We start from the raw sequence: 15,421 nt of genomic DNA, 5'->3' as shown, positions 1-15,421 counted from the left end.
GAAACACGTTGATGATTCAGCTCCGCGAGGCGGCTGATGGCCGCCTCGACGGGGCGATGTTGCGGAGAGTGATTGTCATGACGACCTGGTACCAGACCCTTGAAGTGCAGCCCGCCGACAGCCCTGAGCGAGAGGGCTTTATCGCCCGGCTTGAAGAGATCGTGGGGCGGGATGACGTGCTCAGTGACGAGCTCTCGACGAGGCGCTATCGCACCGGCTTTCGTTTTGGCACCGGCCGGGCACTGGCGGTGGTGCGCCCGGGCACGCTGCTGGAGCAGTGGCAGATTCTGAAAGCCTGCATGGCAACCGATCGCATCGTGATCACCCAGGCGGCCAATACCGGCCTGACCGGCGGCTCCACGCCGGATGGTGACGACTACGACCGCGAGATCGTGATTGTCAGCACGCTGCGCATGAACATCATCCAGCCCATCGATGAGGGCCGCCAGGTCATCTGCCTGCCCGGCGCGACGCTCGATCAGCTGGAAAAGACGCTCTCGCCCATGGGGCGCGAGCCGCACTCGGTGATCGGCTCCTCGTGCATCGGCGCCTCGGTGTTTGGCGGCGTGTGCAATAACTCCGGCGGCTCGCTGATCAAGCGCGGGCCGGCCTACACCGAAATGGCGCTCTATGCGCGCATGAACGAGGCCGGTGAGCTCGAGCTGGTCAATCATCTGGGTGTGCGACTCGGCGATGACCCCGACACCGTGCTTGAGCGTCTGCAGCGCGGGGATTACCGCGATGCTGACATCGACAAAAGCGACGTCGCGGCGTCCGACCCGAACTACCACCGCCACGTACGCGATATCGAGGCCGACACCCCCGCGCGCTTTAATGCCGACCCGCGCCGGCTGCATGAAGCGGCCGGTTCGGCCGGGCGTCTGATGGTGTTTGCTCTGCGCCTGGACACCTTCGAGCAGGAGAAAAACCCGAAGGTGTTCTACATCGGCACCAACGCGCCTGCCGAGCTGACCGAGCTGCGCCGGCAGATATTGTCCGAGTTCGAGACGCTGCCGATTGCCGGCGAGTACATGCATCGCGACGCCTACGACATCGCAAAGCACTACGGCAAGGACACCTTTCTCACCATTCAATACTTTGGCACCCACCGGCTGCCGGCGCTGTGGGATCGCAAGAACCGCATCGACGATTTTTGTAACCGGCTGCGCTTTTTGCCTGACTACGTTACCGACCGCGTGCTGCAAACAATCGGCCGGCTCTTTCCTGATCATCTGCCAGCGCGCATGAATGAGTATCGCGACCGCTTCGAGCACCATCTGCTGCTCAAGGTCGGCGAGGAGAACGTCGCGCGCACCCGGGCGCTGCTCGATGAACACTTCGCCACGCGCGAGGGCGAGTATTTCGAGTGCAGCGATGAGGAGGGCAAAAAGGCCTTTCTGCACCGTTTTGCCGCGGCCGGCGCCGCCGGGCGTTATCGCATCATCCATGACGACGAGGTCGAGGACATCGTCGCGCTCGACGTGGCGTTAAAGCGAAACGAGCGGGACTGGCTGGAAGTGCTGCCGGATGACGTGGACGCGCCGATGATCCACAAGCTCTACTACGGCCACTTCTTCTGCCACGTCATGCATCAGGACTACATCGTTAGAAAGGGCACCGACTGCCTGGCGCTCGAACACCGCATGTGGGCACTGCTGGACGCCCGCGGCGCCGAATACCCGGCCGAACACAACGTGGGCCATCTCTATAAGGCCAAGCCGGCCCTGCGCGATTTCTATCAGCAGCTCGACCCCTGCAACTGCTTCAATCCCGGCATCGGTCAGACCAGCAAGCAGCGCCGCTGGGGCGAGCAGCAGGCCGGGGAGTCTGCCTCTCCCTGACTAAAGTCATCGCCGGCATGGCCGATGCTAAAGGAATGTCTAATGCATGCCGCGCTCGGCGGCGTGTCGATTTTCCTGTCTGGAGCCCTGCATGCTTGCGATCATCCCCACCCGTGCCAGCGTCGGGCTGGCGGCCCCGGAAGTCGTCGTTGAGGTGCATCTCTCCAACGGCCTGCCGGGGCTGGCGATTGTGGGGCTGCCGGAAGCGGCAGTGAAGGAGAGCCGCGAGCGGGTGCGCAGCGCGCTGATCAACGCCGGCTTCGAGTTTCCCGCCAAGCGCATCACGCTTAATCTGGCCCCGGCCGATCTGCCCAAGGAGGGCGGGCGCTTTGACCTGCCGATTGCACTGGGCATTCTGGTTGCCTCCGGGCAGATTCCACAGGAGGCCGTCGGCAAGCTGGAATGCGTGGGCGAGCTGGCGCTCGACGGCCAGCTGCGCGCGGTGACCGGGGTACTGCCGGCGGCACTGGCGGTGGCCGAGGCCGGGCGTCAGCTGCTGCTGCCCGCCGCCAACGCCGATGAGGCGGCGCTGGCGGGAGAGCTGGAAGTGCTGCCGGTATCGAATATCCTGGAGGTGGTGGCGCACCTTACCGGCGAGCGCCGCATCACGCCGCATCATCTGGAGGCGCCGCCGGCCGCGACGCTGGCCGCGGCGGATCTGTGTGACGTGCGCGGTCAGCATCAGGCGCGTCGGGCGCTGGAAGTCGCCGCGGCCGGTGGCCACAACCTCTTGTTCGCCGGCCCGCCCGGCACCGGCAAGACCATGCTCGCCAGTCGGCTGGCGGGTATTCTGCCGCCGCTGACCGAAAGCGAATGCCTGGAAGTGGCCGCGATTCGCTCGGTCTGCGGGCTCGATATTCTCGAGCGCTGGGGCCAGCGCCCGTTTCGCGCTCCGCATCACGGCGCCAGTCCCGCCGCACTGGTGGGTGGCGGTTCAAAACCCCGCCCCGGCGAAATCTCGCTGGCCCATCAGGGCGTGCTGTTTCTTGATGAGCTGCCGGAGTTCGACCGCAAGGTGCTGGAAGCCATGCGCGAACCGCTCGAATCCGGGCGCGTGCATATCGCCCGCGCCAGCCACCAGCGCGAATACCCAGCTCGCTTTCAGTAGTGTGTCACGTTGGTATGAACCACTTGTCGTGGTTACTATGTCAGTAACTAACAGGGTTCATGCATCATGCCGCAAGCAATATCTTACATACGCTTCTCGTCCACACATCAAGGCAAAGGAAGCACAACAGAGCGTCAGCACAATCTGATATCCAAATGGATGGAGTCCCATCCTGACGTCCAACTGTCGCCACTCTCAGGCGTTGATGAAGGCCGTTCCGGGTTCTCAGGAGAGCATCTGAACCATGGTCTGGGCAAGATCGTTGCTGCTATCGAGTCGGGAAAGATCAAGGCTGGTGACTTCATACTTGTTGAAGCAGTGGACCGGATAGGGCGCTTGGAGCCTTTGGACATGCTGAACCTGCTACAGCGCATTGTTGCCACAGGCGTTGCTATCGTGACGCTTGAAGACAATCAGACCTATTCGAAAGAGTCGCTGAACAACAATGTGGGAAGTCTGTTCATCCTCGTGGGGAAAATTCAACAGGCCCATGAGTACAGCAAGAACCTTTCACGGCGTCTAAAAGGCTCGTGGGAGGCTCGCAGGAACAAGGCCCGCAAGGGTGATACCTTCAAGAAAACTAACGCTTTCTGGCTCACCACAGAAGGCAAGTTGAAGCCCCGTGAGGCTTTGATAGTGCGTGCCTGTATTAACAGGTATCTATCAGGCAGGAGTGCCAAGCGGATCATCAGTGACCTGTCAAAGCAGTACCCTGAATTGGTCGGTACTCATGAGCGGACAGTGTGGCGTTGGCTCCGGGATCGAGCACTGATAGGTGAGTGGTCCAACAAGGGTGACCCTATCGAGGGTGCTTTCGAGCCTGTCATTGAGACGAAGGTGTTTTACAAGTTGCAAGCTGAGTTAGCCAGACGTGCCAAAAGCATGTCCCCAGAAAAGAAGTACACACTGGCAGGGCTTGTTGTTTGTGGCTGTTGTGGTAACACATGTCATTTCAGGACGCAGCGCTTTGACGGATACACAATCGTCTATTCGAACTGCGGCAACTTCCTCAAGAATGGCCCTGATGCCTGTTCCAATCGGACCACATGGCAGTATGAGCTGTTGCTTTACATCTTTGAAAGCTACGTGCCAGAGCAACTGAGTAGCAGTATCTGGGACGAACAGGCCAATCAGGAAAGTGAAAGACTGGAAGACCTGAAAGGGCAAAGGCGGGAGCTGGACGCACAGATTGATAAGCTTCTGGACCTGCTCATAACCATGCCTGATAGCTCCAACGTAAAGGCAAAGCTGACAGGGCTGAATGAGAAAAAAGACAAGCTGTCAGCACAGATCACCGAGACAGAAATGTTCCTCGTTGGTGCCAGCTATAACGATCACTTCAATCTCGATACCATCGTGGATAACGCTAATCTCGACTTGGAAGAGTACCTGACTGATCCAGTCGCCATGAGAGAGCAACTTTTGAAGACCGATTACAGAATCAGGATGGCTGGTAAGGTCGTCACTGTGAATGTCGGTCCTGCTGGCAGTGAACGCTATGAGATTGTAAGACGCACAACACGCCACAAGTGCTACATCCTCAAGCATACCGTGCCAGAACACCAGTTACTTGATGAATCAGACGACGAATGGCACACAGTCGCTGAGTATGTGCGTTACTGTGCTTTGAACAGGAATGGCTGCTTGACCAGTGCTGATAGTGAAGATGACCTGATGGAGCGGCTTGAAATGATCAGGCAGCACGAAAGGGCGAAGATCGAGTTCGAGATATCAGAATTTTAAAGGTTGGATCACGGGGGATGGCCTGCTGGCTGTCTCCTTTGAGTTGGTTATATTTTGAACAAATTCAAAGTGCCCACCAAAATTTTAGAATTTTTGTCAACCCTTTTTGGCTATTTTCATGAAGATTTAACCGAGGTTAAAAACCCGGTCATGGCAAGTCTTTCAGCGTGTCAATAGCAGATAAGAAAAATATAATTCTTGAATGATAATCGTTATCATGCGATATTATTTGACAAGGGGCAGGAAAGACCTACTGATAAGTTCACACGTTAGCAACTTGTGAGCATTCAGTCATACCTGTTACAGACTGCCAATTGGAAACACGGTGAACGAAGTGAAACAAAAAGAACTTCACTTCCAATATCTTTTAAAACACTTCAAGTGTATTTGATAGATCACTGCCTTATGGCAATAGCTATCAAGAGTGCTTAAAAGACATCTTGGGCATGGTCAATCCCTTTTCGCTTCGCTCCCACTTTGCTAACGCGGAATATATTAGAACCCTCTTGCAAAATCACTGGTAGTTCAGGCCGCAAGGCAGATATTACCAATGGCCTTGCAAGAGGGTTTTCTCGTTTATGACCTATTACTCATGCCGCACAATCGATTTTAAGGCGTTTTAAGCTCGTGCCTGACACAGCGTACTGCTTCGAATGCTACGCCTCTCCTATGGCCCTTTCTGCTCGATTCAAGACCCTTGCCAGTAATCAGCGGAACGTAAGTGGTAGCGACATCACCAGAAGGCTTGGTGTAGTTGTGGACACGATACTCAAGGTACCCAGCATCGATGTGGCGCTGATACGGTACACGCTTGGTATTGATCCATCCCCAATCCTTGAGATGCTGGAACAGCTTGCTTGGCTTGACGTCCAAAGCCTTGGCAGCTTCACGCACCATCATGTTGTCACCAGTCTCGGAAACAGTCCGGGCAAATTCGACCCATGGGGTCTGTGTTTCGATCTGCTTCTGGTACTGCTCAGACTGACCCTTGTATTCCAGTGCTTGTTGTTCAGCCTTGAGACGCCCTTCATTCTCGTCGGCAGCCAATCGCAGAGCTTCTGCCATTGTCTGGGGAAGCTTGAACTGCGGGGCAGGTGCATTGACAGAGTCTTCAAGAGCCTTTAAACGGTCACGGACCATAATACGCACAGCTTTCGACTCTCGCATTGCTACTAGGATGCACTGATCTTTTGAGAGAAGATAAGCTGTTGTTTTCTGGCCGCTTTTTGTTGAAGCTACGAAACTTTCGTAGCTTTCCCCTTCTAACTCATCTGTTATTCTAGCGTTGAAATCGTTATGACGGATACGATTTTCGCCCTTGGCGTCACGAGCACTGTTGACCATTTCTAGCAGATCGATACTGTTCATCTTCATCTCACCATCATCCTGCTGAACTGCTGGCTGAGTCCCCCCAAGCGTACACGGCTTCCATCCATTGGGGTCTTCAACTTCTGTGGAGTGACGGCCAACACCCACTCCAGCACCGATAGCTGACACCTCGCACTTCCGTGAATCAACATCCACGAGTTGTGTGCCATGGCTCTGACGATTGGCAGATACTGTGATGCTGCCACCAGCGCTTTCAGCATGATCCCATCCAACAACGGTATTCGTTGCTTTAACCATGAGCTGGTTGTCCAGCCTTCGGATAAGTTCTGCCGATTCCTGCGGCTTGATATATGAAATGACCCTGCGAGCATCTGCAAGTGTCAGGTGGTACTCATAACTCCGAGCATTCTGATGGATAGTGTCGTAAGCACCAATGGTGTGTTGGTCATGAAGACGCTCAATCAGCCTTTTGAGATTGTCGTGACGCTTGCCAGTCAGTTCTGTGATCTGTCGAGTAGTTACTTTCATTGTGAATCTCCTTTTGGTTTTAAGACCCCAGCGAGTTGCTGAGGTATTCAATACCAATAAAAGATAAAATTAAAATGAACTCCCATATTAATTTGAGGAAAGCGTCAATTATTATTTGACGGGTGTGGATATTATCGTTAATATATTTGTATAAGGTGAACAAAGGAAGTCACCCAAATAACTACAACAAATCAGCAGGGGCACAGACAATGAATGCAGTAGTACAAGAACAACTAACGCAGCGACATGAAGAGCTAATTCAAGTTCAAAAGCTTGAAGAAGACGTACAGCGGCTTCTTGAGAACCCAGAGTTTTGGGACGATATTGAAAACCGCGAACAACTGGACGCATTCATTTGTAAGCGTGTCATTGCTACTCCCCTGATCCTTCATTCCAACCTGGGTTATTTCGATACTCTAGCGGATCATACAGATTACAAGGCGGACAGCAGAACTGGTTTTAGTAAAAGCCACATCAACATCCTTGAAACGCTGTCCCAGAATATCAACTACCGCAATCTGATCATCGTTGATCGTCAAAGCTTGGCCCAGCAATTGGGCGTCAATCCAAAGAATTTGAAACGAACGCTAGACAGCGTTTCAACTTGGATTCACGTTCTACCAAACACAAAGGCTGGTGAAGTAAGAATTCTGATTAATCCGGCTTATGCTTATCGCTTCCCATATGTTGATCAGGAAGAAATCGAATTCCGTTCATCCATGTGGTACGCACTGTTCAAGGGTAATGCTGACCTAGATGAACTGGCACAGCGTGACGTTGTGCTTCGCTACCTCATCAAGCAAGACAGATGGCCTGTACTGGCCTGAGAACACACGTCAGCAGCGTGTAGGGTGTATCGGTTACCGGCATTTCTGATACACCCATAAAGTCCTGTGCCACTCCTCACAGGCATCCAGCAGTCATGGTGTCCTTAATATCGTTGCATCATGGCTGCTACCTATTCTCCCCGAATACAAAAGGGTTTTATCGGACATTGCCCTTTGTATAGCTCTTGTCTCCAATGACAAGGGTTCAAGTCCTATGGGCTGGTTACCTATAGGCTACCTCGTTTGGTTTTGGTTGGCCCTCATTCGTGGGGGCCTTTTTCGTGTCTCCAATTTATAAATGGTCATTCCCATGGAGTGTTCATCTATAAATCTTCAACGGTTCAAAATAATGACAACAACAAATTCAAATAAAGTGGGACGACCAAAAGGGAGCAAGGCAAAAACTCCTGATGACATTATCCCCTATGCGACTATCGAAGATATACCGCTTCATGTGTTTACTAATCGCATGTGTACACAAACAGATAGCCCAGAATTGAAAGATTACCTTTTGTACATGCTGGAACATTACCCGGATGACTTGGCATATATCTTCGATTACACACAGCAATGGTGTGATATCGAAGGTGCCACATACAAGATGACTTTCAAACAGTGGCGCACCAAATTACAAAAGGACTTGAATGGCTAACCTGCAAACACAACAAAGCTCACCGCTACATATTGAAAACAGCATTATCCATAGTGGTCGCCGGGAACTTTCACCTGAACTCTTTCCCCAGACTGCTCGTGACATGATGCAGGACAGTACCATTAGTGGTGCTATGGCTTTCATCAAGTCGATCCTGAACAAGCCTTTCCATATCGAGTGCCACGAGAAGAGCACACAGGCAGAAAAAGCGTTAATCGACGACTTGAATACCTCTCTGGGCTCACTCAACTCATATACGCCATATCAGCTTATGAGCAACATCCTTGGGGCTTGTGAGTATGGCTATTCAGTACATGAAGTGGTGCTAACACGTAATAGCAATGGCCGTATGGTCTTTGGGAATATCTCCCCCATCCATCCCAGCACCATTAACCGCTTCCAGTTTGATAACGGCAGGCTGAAACAGCTTGAGCTTGGACCAGTACAGAATGACGGGAAGGTCGTTGATATCTCGATCCAACGGGACAAGACAATCAACGGTGACAAGGTGCTTCTGTTTCGCCTGAACCCGTCACAGGACAATCCCCTGGGTACCTCCATGCTTCACAGCGTGTGGAGTGCATGGAAGCAAAAAAGCGTTATTGAAGAATACAGCCTCATCGCTGTTGCCAAGAACATGTCTGGTGTCATGAACATTGAACTCCCGTCCGAGTACATCTCCAAGTTTCACACTGACCCGATGTCAGATGAAGCCATGTATGTACAGCAGGTAATGGACCAAGCCCAGCTTATGCACGCTGGCAAGAGCAGCTTTGTGATGACTCCCAGCGATGTTTATGACGGCGGACAAAGAATGTTCAACGTCACCACCATTGGCACCAACACAGCGGACAACGCTCAGGCTATCGAGCACATCCAGCGACTTGATACGGCCATCCTGATCAGCCTTCAGTCCCTGATCCTTCAGCTAGGTGCAGATTCCAATGGCTCCAATGCGCTGAGTGAGAGCAAGACCTACCTACTGGAAATCTTCGTTAGCTCTCTACAGCGAATGATTGCAGACGAGTTTGCCAAGGCTCTGAGAATGGCCTTCAAGGCGAACGGTATATCAGAGGACAGGCTGCCCCATATCGTCTTTGAGGACACCACAGAGGTTGATTGGGACGTGTTTTCCAAAGCCTTCCAGCGTCTTACACAGTCCGGTGCCATCACGCCCGATCGTGACCTTGAAAACCATATCAGAGACACCTTGGGCGCTCCCCGTAGCAGTGGCTATCAACGCTCCCAGCGTGCTCAGGCAATCAACACGGCAGACCCTGACGAGCGTCTAGAAACGGACAAACAAGCATGACAGATCAAGAACAAAAGCTAGTCAAACAGATGCGCTTCCTTGTGGGAGATACCGATACAGAATCCCCGCTTATCCCAGATGACACCTACCTATATCTGTTTGATCAGTACGGATCAGTACAGGTGGCAGCAGCGGAGGCGCTGGAAAGCCTGATCAATGAACTTTCCTTGTCTCCCAAGCGTGAAAAAGCCGGCGGGTATGAAGTAGAGCGTCACGATATCGACACTCTCGAAAGACGCCTGACCAGCCTCAAGCGAAAGCGTAACCGGGTAGCCCCGATGATCGTGCATTCAGACAGGGAAAGCTGGGACGACTTCGATTCCATCTTTGCAAGCAATCACAGGAGACCATATGGCCAAGTTTGATGGTGCGGCCTTTGCCCGTGCCTACCGTGCATTCATGAGTGAGCAGGAAGAGCAAGAAACCCCGCCAGAATCCACACCCGAAGATAACGAGCAAGCTTTAGAAGACATTCGAGAACGGCTAAAGCCAATTCTTTACAACGATGAACTGATTGATGAGTTTGCACCCGTATTCTTTAAGCTGAAAGATTCTGAACAAGTCGAACAAATCTACTCCCTCCTTGAATCAAAAGAATCCCAAATCAAAGAACTCTCTTCAGGCGACTACTTCAAGCAAGAGTCCAGCCCGGAAGATAAGCAAGAGCATGAAGAATCAGAGAATACTGACGAAGATGCACCCAACTATGTAGATCAGATTCTACAGCAACGCTATAACGACAAATAAGGAATACAATTAATGCCAAAGTTTGCAGACAACATTGTCCCACGAGAAGGATTCATCGTTAATATTGGTGGAGTCTACCACCTGCCTTTTGATCAGGTTCAACGTACCTTCACGGAAGCCCTGCCATCGGGAACCATCGTCACAGACGCTGATGGTGCTGCCCGTGGAATTCTGGCTGAAGATGTGGACACAGACACACAAGTAGCCCGGATTATGGTTCGTGGTAATCCCACAACTGTTAATGCCAAGGCTCTCAATTACAACGGTCTTGATACTGATATTGCCAATGCTGAATTGGCTGAGCTTAATATCGTAGTCGTAAACAAGTAATCCAATAATAACGAAAGGGAACACAACTATAATGGCACTATTCAATAACAATCAGATTGTCGATCAGACACAATCAATTCAACGTATCCCAAATCAGCCCGGTCTAATGGGCGCTCTCGGTCTTTACCGTGATTCCATGGTGGGGAACGATGTTGTGGTGTTCGATGTTCGTGATAACAGCTTCCACATTCTGGAAGACAAGCGCCGCAACGTGGCACAGAAAAACAGCACTGAAGAACGCCCCTATGGGCGTCACCTGATGGAAGTCCCACACTATCCGATTGAGCGCACCATTGGCCGTGAACGTCTGGCAGGTGTCCGTCAGTTTGGCAGTGATACTGAAATGACCATCGCTCAAGCAGTGGCGGAAGAACTCGAACAGCAGTCCCAGAATCACGATGTGACAGAAGAATACCTGAAAGCCGCCATGACCATTCAGGGCCGCTATGCCACTACCAACTTTGGCACCGTGGATATGGCTGATGAATTTGGCGTACAGCGTGAGACAGAAGCACTGGCAACTGGTGACATGCTCACTGGTATTCGATCAGCACAGCGCAAGGCAAAGAATGGCCTACGCAATGGCGGGATGACTTCAGGCTACATCATGCTGGCTGGTCCTGAACTCTTTGAACAGATTCTGAAAGAGCCGGACCTTCTGGCGGCCTACCAATACAGCAACAGCGCAAGTAACCCGCTGCGTAATGAGCTAGGCACAGTAGGACAGCACTACCAGATGCTCTCTTGGGGCAATCTCAACATCATCATGTATGAAGACACCTTCAGTCCGAACGATGGTGAGCCGGTAGAGCTACTGGCGTCTGATGCTGGTGTTCTGTTCCCACGTACCACTCTAGGCCGCTGTTTCTTTGGCCCGGAATCAACCCTGACAGGTCTTGGCGCTGGTGGCGCTCGTCGCTTTGCCCGCTCATTCCGTGATGAGCATGACCGTTATGTTCAGGTTGAATCTGAAATGAACATCCTACCCATCGCTGAACAATACGGCGCTGTTGTAGATGTCACCTTGGGCGCTTCCGCCTAACACGAGTCAATTGGCTGGACTCTGTTGCATTTCGCCCTGTCTGTTCCATGCAGGCAGGGTTTTTTATTACCCCTCGCAAATGGCTCACACAGCCTCCCTGAGAGCTTTTCCAGACTACCCCCGTCAAGTGGTCGAATTAAACGGGAAGAGCGCTGAGGAAGGCGTACAGTTAGATATATAAGGATAAAAACAAATATGGCAAGACAAGCAAAAAGAAATTATCAGTTTCACCTGACACAGGAAGAACTCGAAGACGTTGTAATTCACTCCCCTTTATCTCAAAAACAAGAAGCATTCATGCAGGATAATGAATCAGACATCATTGTCTTTGGTGGTGCAAAGGGTAGTGGTAAATCCCAGATGACTCTTTTAAAGATGTTCAATGCTGGGATGTTCGATAAGAACTATTCAGCAGTCATCACCATGTCTTCCCAGAAAATGATCAAGGGTGCTGGTTCGCTCTGGTCTACAGGTAACAATCTGTTCACCCGATATGGTGTCAGAAGTAATGGGCTGGAGATGAACTGGTCTTTCCCTTCCGGTGCTGAAATCAAGTGCCACCATCTTCTGGACAATCAGCAGGACTTCTATGGTTTTCAGGTCACTCATGCTTTCGTTGATGAGGCTCAATTTACAAAGGTTGATGATGTTTGGCACCTGATTACAAGGATGCGAAGCAAGAGTAAAAGAAAGCACCAACTCATGCTGACCTGTAACCCTGATCGTAATTCCTTCTTGTGTGACTGGCTCACTCGTGGTGGCTATCTATTGGAGTCTGGTCTTCCCAATCCTGATATGGATGGTCAAAAGGTTTGGATGATTCAGATTGGCGGTGAGTTTCAATTCTTCAAAGACAAGAATGAAATAACAGAACAGTTTGGCTCTGAGGTTGCTGGTTTTGCTCTCCGTTTCGTTTTCTATTCGGCAAACATTTACGACAATCCTTGGCTACTGAAGAATCAGCCTAAATACGTGCATAACCTTGAGAACCAAAAGCGTATAGACCGAGAAAAGAACCTTCTGGGCAACTGGTACGTAGCAGAAGAAAACAGCGGATACGCCAAGCGGGAGATGTTCAAAGAATGCTCACTCTCAGATGTCCCGCTGGGTCTCCCCACTGTACGTGCTTGGGACTTGGCCGCTACCAAACCTTCTGAAGTCAACCCGGACCCTGACTGGACGAGAGGCGTTAAAGCCACATATGACAAGGCTGATGGCTCTTTTTACATCACGAGCATGGATAGCATCAGGGACCGCTCAGCACTGGTACAGGACGCCATCGAGAAGGCTGCTAGACAGGATGGTCGTGAGGTGTATGTGTCCATCCCCGTTGACTCTGGCAGTGCCGGGAAGACCGTAGCAGACCAGAAGAAAGCCAGACTCATGAAGCTTGGTCACAAGGTGGTATTGAGCAGCGCCAGACAATCCAAGATGAAACGTGCTGAACCCTTCCTCTTAGCTCTCCAAGAGGGAAAGGTGCATGTAGTCAAAGGCACATTTTCGGAACAGGACTATGCCGAGATTGAAAACTTCGATGGTGCCAAAAGTAATGGTTACCACGATGACATCATTGATGCTATCGCTGATGCCTACACCACACTCTCATCTAAATCACTTGTCCCGACTATCAGAATACCTACAGACAATCTTTCGAATGCAAGAAGGATGACGGGAACAACACTCCTATAACAATAAAGGATAATAACTATGGCCGGTAAAGGCATAACAGAACTATTTGCTGACTTCAGCTTTAGGATAGACCTGAAAGGTCTCAGAAAGTTTGAAAATGTGCTTGGTGATGTGGAAAAGCGCCTTAATGGTGTCTCTCGCTCCATCAGTCAAAGTGAAAGCAAACTAGCACAACAGATAAAGACACAACGAAAGAGCAACGACCAGCAGAAAAAGACTGTCACTGGCCTTACTGCCATTGAAAAGAGACTTGATAAAAATTCTGGTGCATTGCAGCAGGTGAGGAAAGATTATCAGCGGGTTAATGATGCGCGGCACTCTGGTGACATGTCCGTTGAAAGGTCCAAAAGGCTCCTTGGTGAACTGGCCCAGAAGTACAGGCAGCTACAGTATGAGCGCACACACTCTGGTACCAACAAAGCTGTCAGGGACTTTGAGCAGCTATCCAAACGCTTTGATCGTAATAGCGCCAGACTGAATGAACTGCGGGGCGCTTACTACCGTGTCAATTCTGCCCGTAGAGAAGGGCATCTCAGCATGGAGCGCTCAAGTAGGCTTTTGAATAAGCTTCAAAACGACTACAGGGCACTTCAAGGCCGGATCAATGGAGCAGCAGTAGCTCAAGACAGGTTCACTGGATCAAGCCTCACACGAGCTTCTACAGCCGCTTCTGGTGGTGGTATGGCGATGCTTGGCAGGCTCTCTTTTGGTGGGCTGGCCGGTATTGGTGCCACTCTTGGCTTGGGCATGGCAAAGGATCGTGTTGTTCGATCATCTCAAGGCTATCAAGAGTGGCAGGGTAGCGGTAACGCCTTAACAGCCATTACTGGAAGCCGTGAGGCAGGAGAGACTGAGCGCCAGTTTGTGGTTCAGGAATCGACCCGTATCGGAACGGACCTTTCAAGTGCCCTTGATAACTACACCAAGCTGGCAGCCAGTACCCAGAACGCTGACTACACCAGAGACCTGTTCACGGCGATTCAGGAGAGAGGGACTGTTCTAGGTGTCGATTCTGCCACCATGTCCAACGCTGTACGGGCTTTGGGACAGATGGCGAGTAAAGGGCAGGTCATGAGTGAAGAACTCAAAGGCCAGCTTGCTGAAGCCATTCCCGGTGCTGTTGGTGATGCTGCCAGAGCACTTGGATATGTGAACAAGGACGGCACGGCCAACGTCCAAAAGCTACAGGATGAGCTTCAAAAGGGTAATGTTCAGGCTACCCGTTTGCTTCCTCGTCTGGCTGCACTCTGGTCCCAGCAGTCTCGTGAAGGTGGAGCACTGCAACAGGCCACACAAAGTACCAGAGCCAAAGAAAACCGACTAACAACACAGCGGACCCTTTCCAATATCGTTCTCAATGAATCAGGTCTTGATAAAGGCTATTCCCGCATTCTGACCGAACTCAAGGAGACGACAGCGGAAGCAGGGCCAGCACTCAAGGCTTTGGGAGACGCCTTTGGGAGCATTGCTGATGGTGCAATCATCCCCGCCATTGATCGAATGGGGAAACTGGCTAACAAGGTCGGCACTTTCTATCTGGCTAACAAGGAGACTATCAAGTCTGTCCTTGGCACCATCAACCAACTGTACACACCAGTACAGGACATGATGGAGGTATGGGATAACTGGCTGGAGTCAACCAAGAATATCTTCGCGCTATGGAAGTCCAATGCTTCTCTTGGTGACAAGATTTTCGGGACACTGACCAATGCCATTCATCCTGTCGTGACAAGTGTTCAGCAGCTTTATGACAACCTGTCAGCACTGATCGAGAAGGTGACAGGGTTCAATCCTGCTACCAAGATCAAAAGCATCTATCAGGACACGAAAAGCTGGCTGGGCTTTGATGCCAATGACACCAACGTTCAACTGACAGCACAGAAGTACATGGGGATTGATGCGGGTGTTCAACTTCCTGCACTGGACACATTGGGACGGATGGAAAGGGAGTCTGTTCAGAACTCCTACATGAGCCAGCAGGATGACAACAGAACATTGAACACGGACAACAGCACACACCACTATGACCAGTCAGTGAGACACACCATTGATGGTGTCACTTTCAATATCTCTGGTGAAGGTATGGATGCCAAAGAGGTTGGCTGGGAGATTGAAAACAGGCTTCAAGGAGTGTTTGCCAGTGCATCCTTGAATGAGCCGGAGACGGAACGGTGACCTATGGTGCTTTCGTTCTCATGGTCTCACTTCTACTTCATGTCCCCGTGACAGGCTCCAATCATGATGTTTACACCAGTCCAGATGGCTCGATCAGG

Annotated in this window: 12 protein-coding genes and 1 pseudogene; 12 read left to right on the top strand and 1 reads right to left on the bottom strand. The window is 51.4% G+C overall.

Translation table 11 applies throughout. The features are described 5' to 3' along the window. The first annotated feature begins 77 nt into the window (after positions 1-77). The 3 genes and pseudogenes from dld to ACXMYO_RS12675 all read left to right on the top strand — a co-directional run bounded on the left by dld (position 78) and on the right by ACXMYO_RS12675 (position 4,692). Positions 78-1,841, top strand: a complete 1,764-nt coding sequence (dld, locus tag ACXMYO_RS12685; protein ID WP_457808984.1) for a D-lactate dehydrogenase — start codon at positions 78-80, stop codon at positions 1,839-1,841. A gap of 91 nt (positions 1,842-1,932) precedes the next feature. After that, a pseudogene (locus tag ACXMYO_RS12680) lies at positions 1,933-2,946 on the top strand (YifB family Mg chelatase-like AAA ATPase); the annotation flags it as partial. A 69-nt stretch (positions 2,947-3,015) separates the two neighbouring features. Continuing rightward, on the top strand, positions 3,016-4,692 hold the full coding sequence (locus tag ACXMYO_RS12675) for a recombinase family protein (protein ID WP_457808983.1): 1,677 nt from the start codon (positions 3,016-3,018) through the stop codon (positions 4,690-4,692). 609 nt (positions 4,693-5,301) lie between these two features. Here the strand turns inward: ACXMYO_RS12675 and ACXMYO_RS12670 are convergent. After that, entirely contained in the window at positions 5,302-6,549 is a 1,248-nt protein-coding gene (locus ACXMYO_RS12670; protein WP_457808982.1) for a phage antirepressor KilAC domain-containing protein, read from the bottom strand. Between the two features lie 209 nt (positions 6,550-6,758). Here ACXMYO_RS12670 and ACXMYO_RS12665 point away from each other — a divergent pair, with 209 nt between their 5' ends. From ACXMYO_RS12665 to ACXMYO_RS12625, 9 genes are all read left to right on the top strand, one after another. Continuing rightward, a complete protein-coding gene (locus ACXMYO_RS12665; protein ID WP_457808981.1) occupies positions 6,759-7,376 on the top strand; it encodes a hypothetical protein in 618 nt (205 codons plus the stop codon). A gap of 349 nt (positions 7,377-7,725) precedes the next feature. Then, a complete protein-coding gene (locus ACXMYO_RS12660; RefSeq protein ID WP_457808980.1) occupies positions 7,726-8,028 on the top strand; it encodes a hypothetical protein in 303 nt (100 codons plus the stop codon). After that, on the top strand, positions 8,021-9,340 hold the full coding sequence (locus ACXMYO_RS12655; protein WP_457808979.1) for a phage portal protein family protein: 1,320 nt from the start codon (positions 8,021-8,023) through the stop codon (positions 9,338-9,340). Before ACXMYO_RS12660 ends, ACXMYO_RS12655 begins: the two co-directional genes overlap by 8 nt. After that, on the top strand, positions 9,337-9,705 hold the full coding sequence (locus ACXMYO_RS12650) for a hypothetical protein (protein ID WP_457808978.1): 369 nt from the start codon (positions 9,337-9,339) through the stop codon (positions 9,703-9,705). The genes ACXMYO_RS12655 and ACXMYO_RS12650 overlap by 4 nt, the downstream gene beginning before the upstream one ends. Next, a complete protein-coding gene (locus tag ACXMYO_RS12645; RefSeq protein ID WP_457808977.1) occupies positions 9,692-10,087 on the top strand; it encodes a hypothetical protein in 396 nt (131 codons plus the stop codon). The genes ACXMYO_RS12650 and ACXMYO_RS12645 overlap by 14 nt, the downstream gene beginning before the upstream one ends. Positions 10,088-10,099: 12 nt before the next feature. Then, the gene (locus ACXMYO_RS12640) at positions 10,100-10,417 is read left to right on the top strand and encodes a hypothetical protein (RefSeq protein WP_457808976.1); all 318 of its coding nucleotides are present in this window, start codon (positions 10,100-10,102) and stop codon (positions 10,415-10,417) included. A 31-nt stretch (positions 10,418-10,448) separates the two neighbouring features. Next, entirely contained in the window at positions 10,449-11,459 is a 1,011-nt protein-coding gene (locus tag ACXMYO_RS12635; RefSeq protein WP_108841523.1) for a major capsid protein, read from the top strand. 195 nt (positions 11,460-11,654) lie between these two features. After that, complete coding sequence (locus ACXMYO_RS12630) at positions 11,655-13,148, top strand: phage terminase large subunit family protein (protein ID WP_457808975.1); 1,494 nt, start codon at positions 11,655-11,657, stop codon at positions 13,146-13,148. 18 nt (positions 13,149-13,166) lie between these two features. After that, complete coding sequence (locus ACXMYO_RS12625) at positions 13,167-15,323, top strand: tape measure protein (RefSeq protein ID WP_457808974.1); 2,157 nt, start codon at positions 13,167-13,169, stop codon at positions 15,321-15,323. Positions 15,324-15,421: the final 98 nt, after the last annotated feature.

The sequence above is a fragment of the Kushneria sp. EE4 genome, assembly GCF_977968315.1.
This window is presented reverse-complemented; position numbering and strand designations above follow the sequence as displayed.

Coding starts and splice junctions, on each gene's coding strand:
- ACXMYO_RS12630 (WP_457808975.1), top strand. CDS start 11,655: ATGGCAAGACAAGCAAAAAGAAATTATCAGTTTCACCTGACACAGGAA.
- ACXMYO_RS12655 (WP_457808979.1), top strand. CDS start 8,021: ATGGCTAACCTGCAAACACAACAAAGCTCACCGCTACATATTGAAAAC.
- ACXMYO_RS12670 (WP_457808982.1), bottom strand. CDS start 6,549: ATGAAAGTAACTACTCGACAGATCACAGAACTGACTGGCAAGCGTCAC.
- dld (WP_457808984.1), top strand. CDS start 78: ATGACGACCTGGTACCAGACCCTTGAAGTGCAGCCCGCCGACAGCCCT.
- ACXMYO_RS12650 (WP_457808978.1), top strand. CDS start 9,337: ATGACAGATCAAGAACAAAAGCTAGTCAAACAGATGCGCTTCCTTGTG.
- ACXMYO_RS12645 (WP_457808977.1), top strand. CDS start 9,692: ATGGCCAAGTTTGATGGTGCGGCCTTTGCCCGTGCCTACCGTGCATTC.
- ACXMYO_RS12675 (WP_457808983.1), top strand. CDS start 3,016: ATGCCGCAAGCAATATCTTACATACGCTTCTCGTCCACACATCAAGGC.
- ACXMYO_RS12625 (WP_457808974.1), top strand. CDS start 13,167: ATGGCCGGTAAAGGCATAACAGAACTATTTGCTGACTTCAGCTTTAGG.
- ACXMYO_RS12665 (WP_457808981.1), top strand. CDS start 6,759: ATGAATGCAGTAGTACAAGAACAACTAACGCAGCGACATGAAGAGCTA.
- ACXMYO_RS12635 (WP_108841523.1), top strand. CDS start 10,449: ATGGCACTATTCAATAACAATCAGATTGTCGATCAGACACAATCAATT.
- ACXMYO_RS12640 (WP_457808976.1), top strand. CDS start 10,100: ATGCCAAAGTTTGCAGACAACATTGTCCCACGAGAAGGATTCATCGTT.
- ACXMYO_RS12660 (WP_457808980.1), top strand. CDS start 7,726: ATGACAACAACAAATTCAAATAAAGTGGGACGACCAAAAGGGAGCAAG.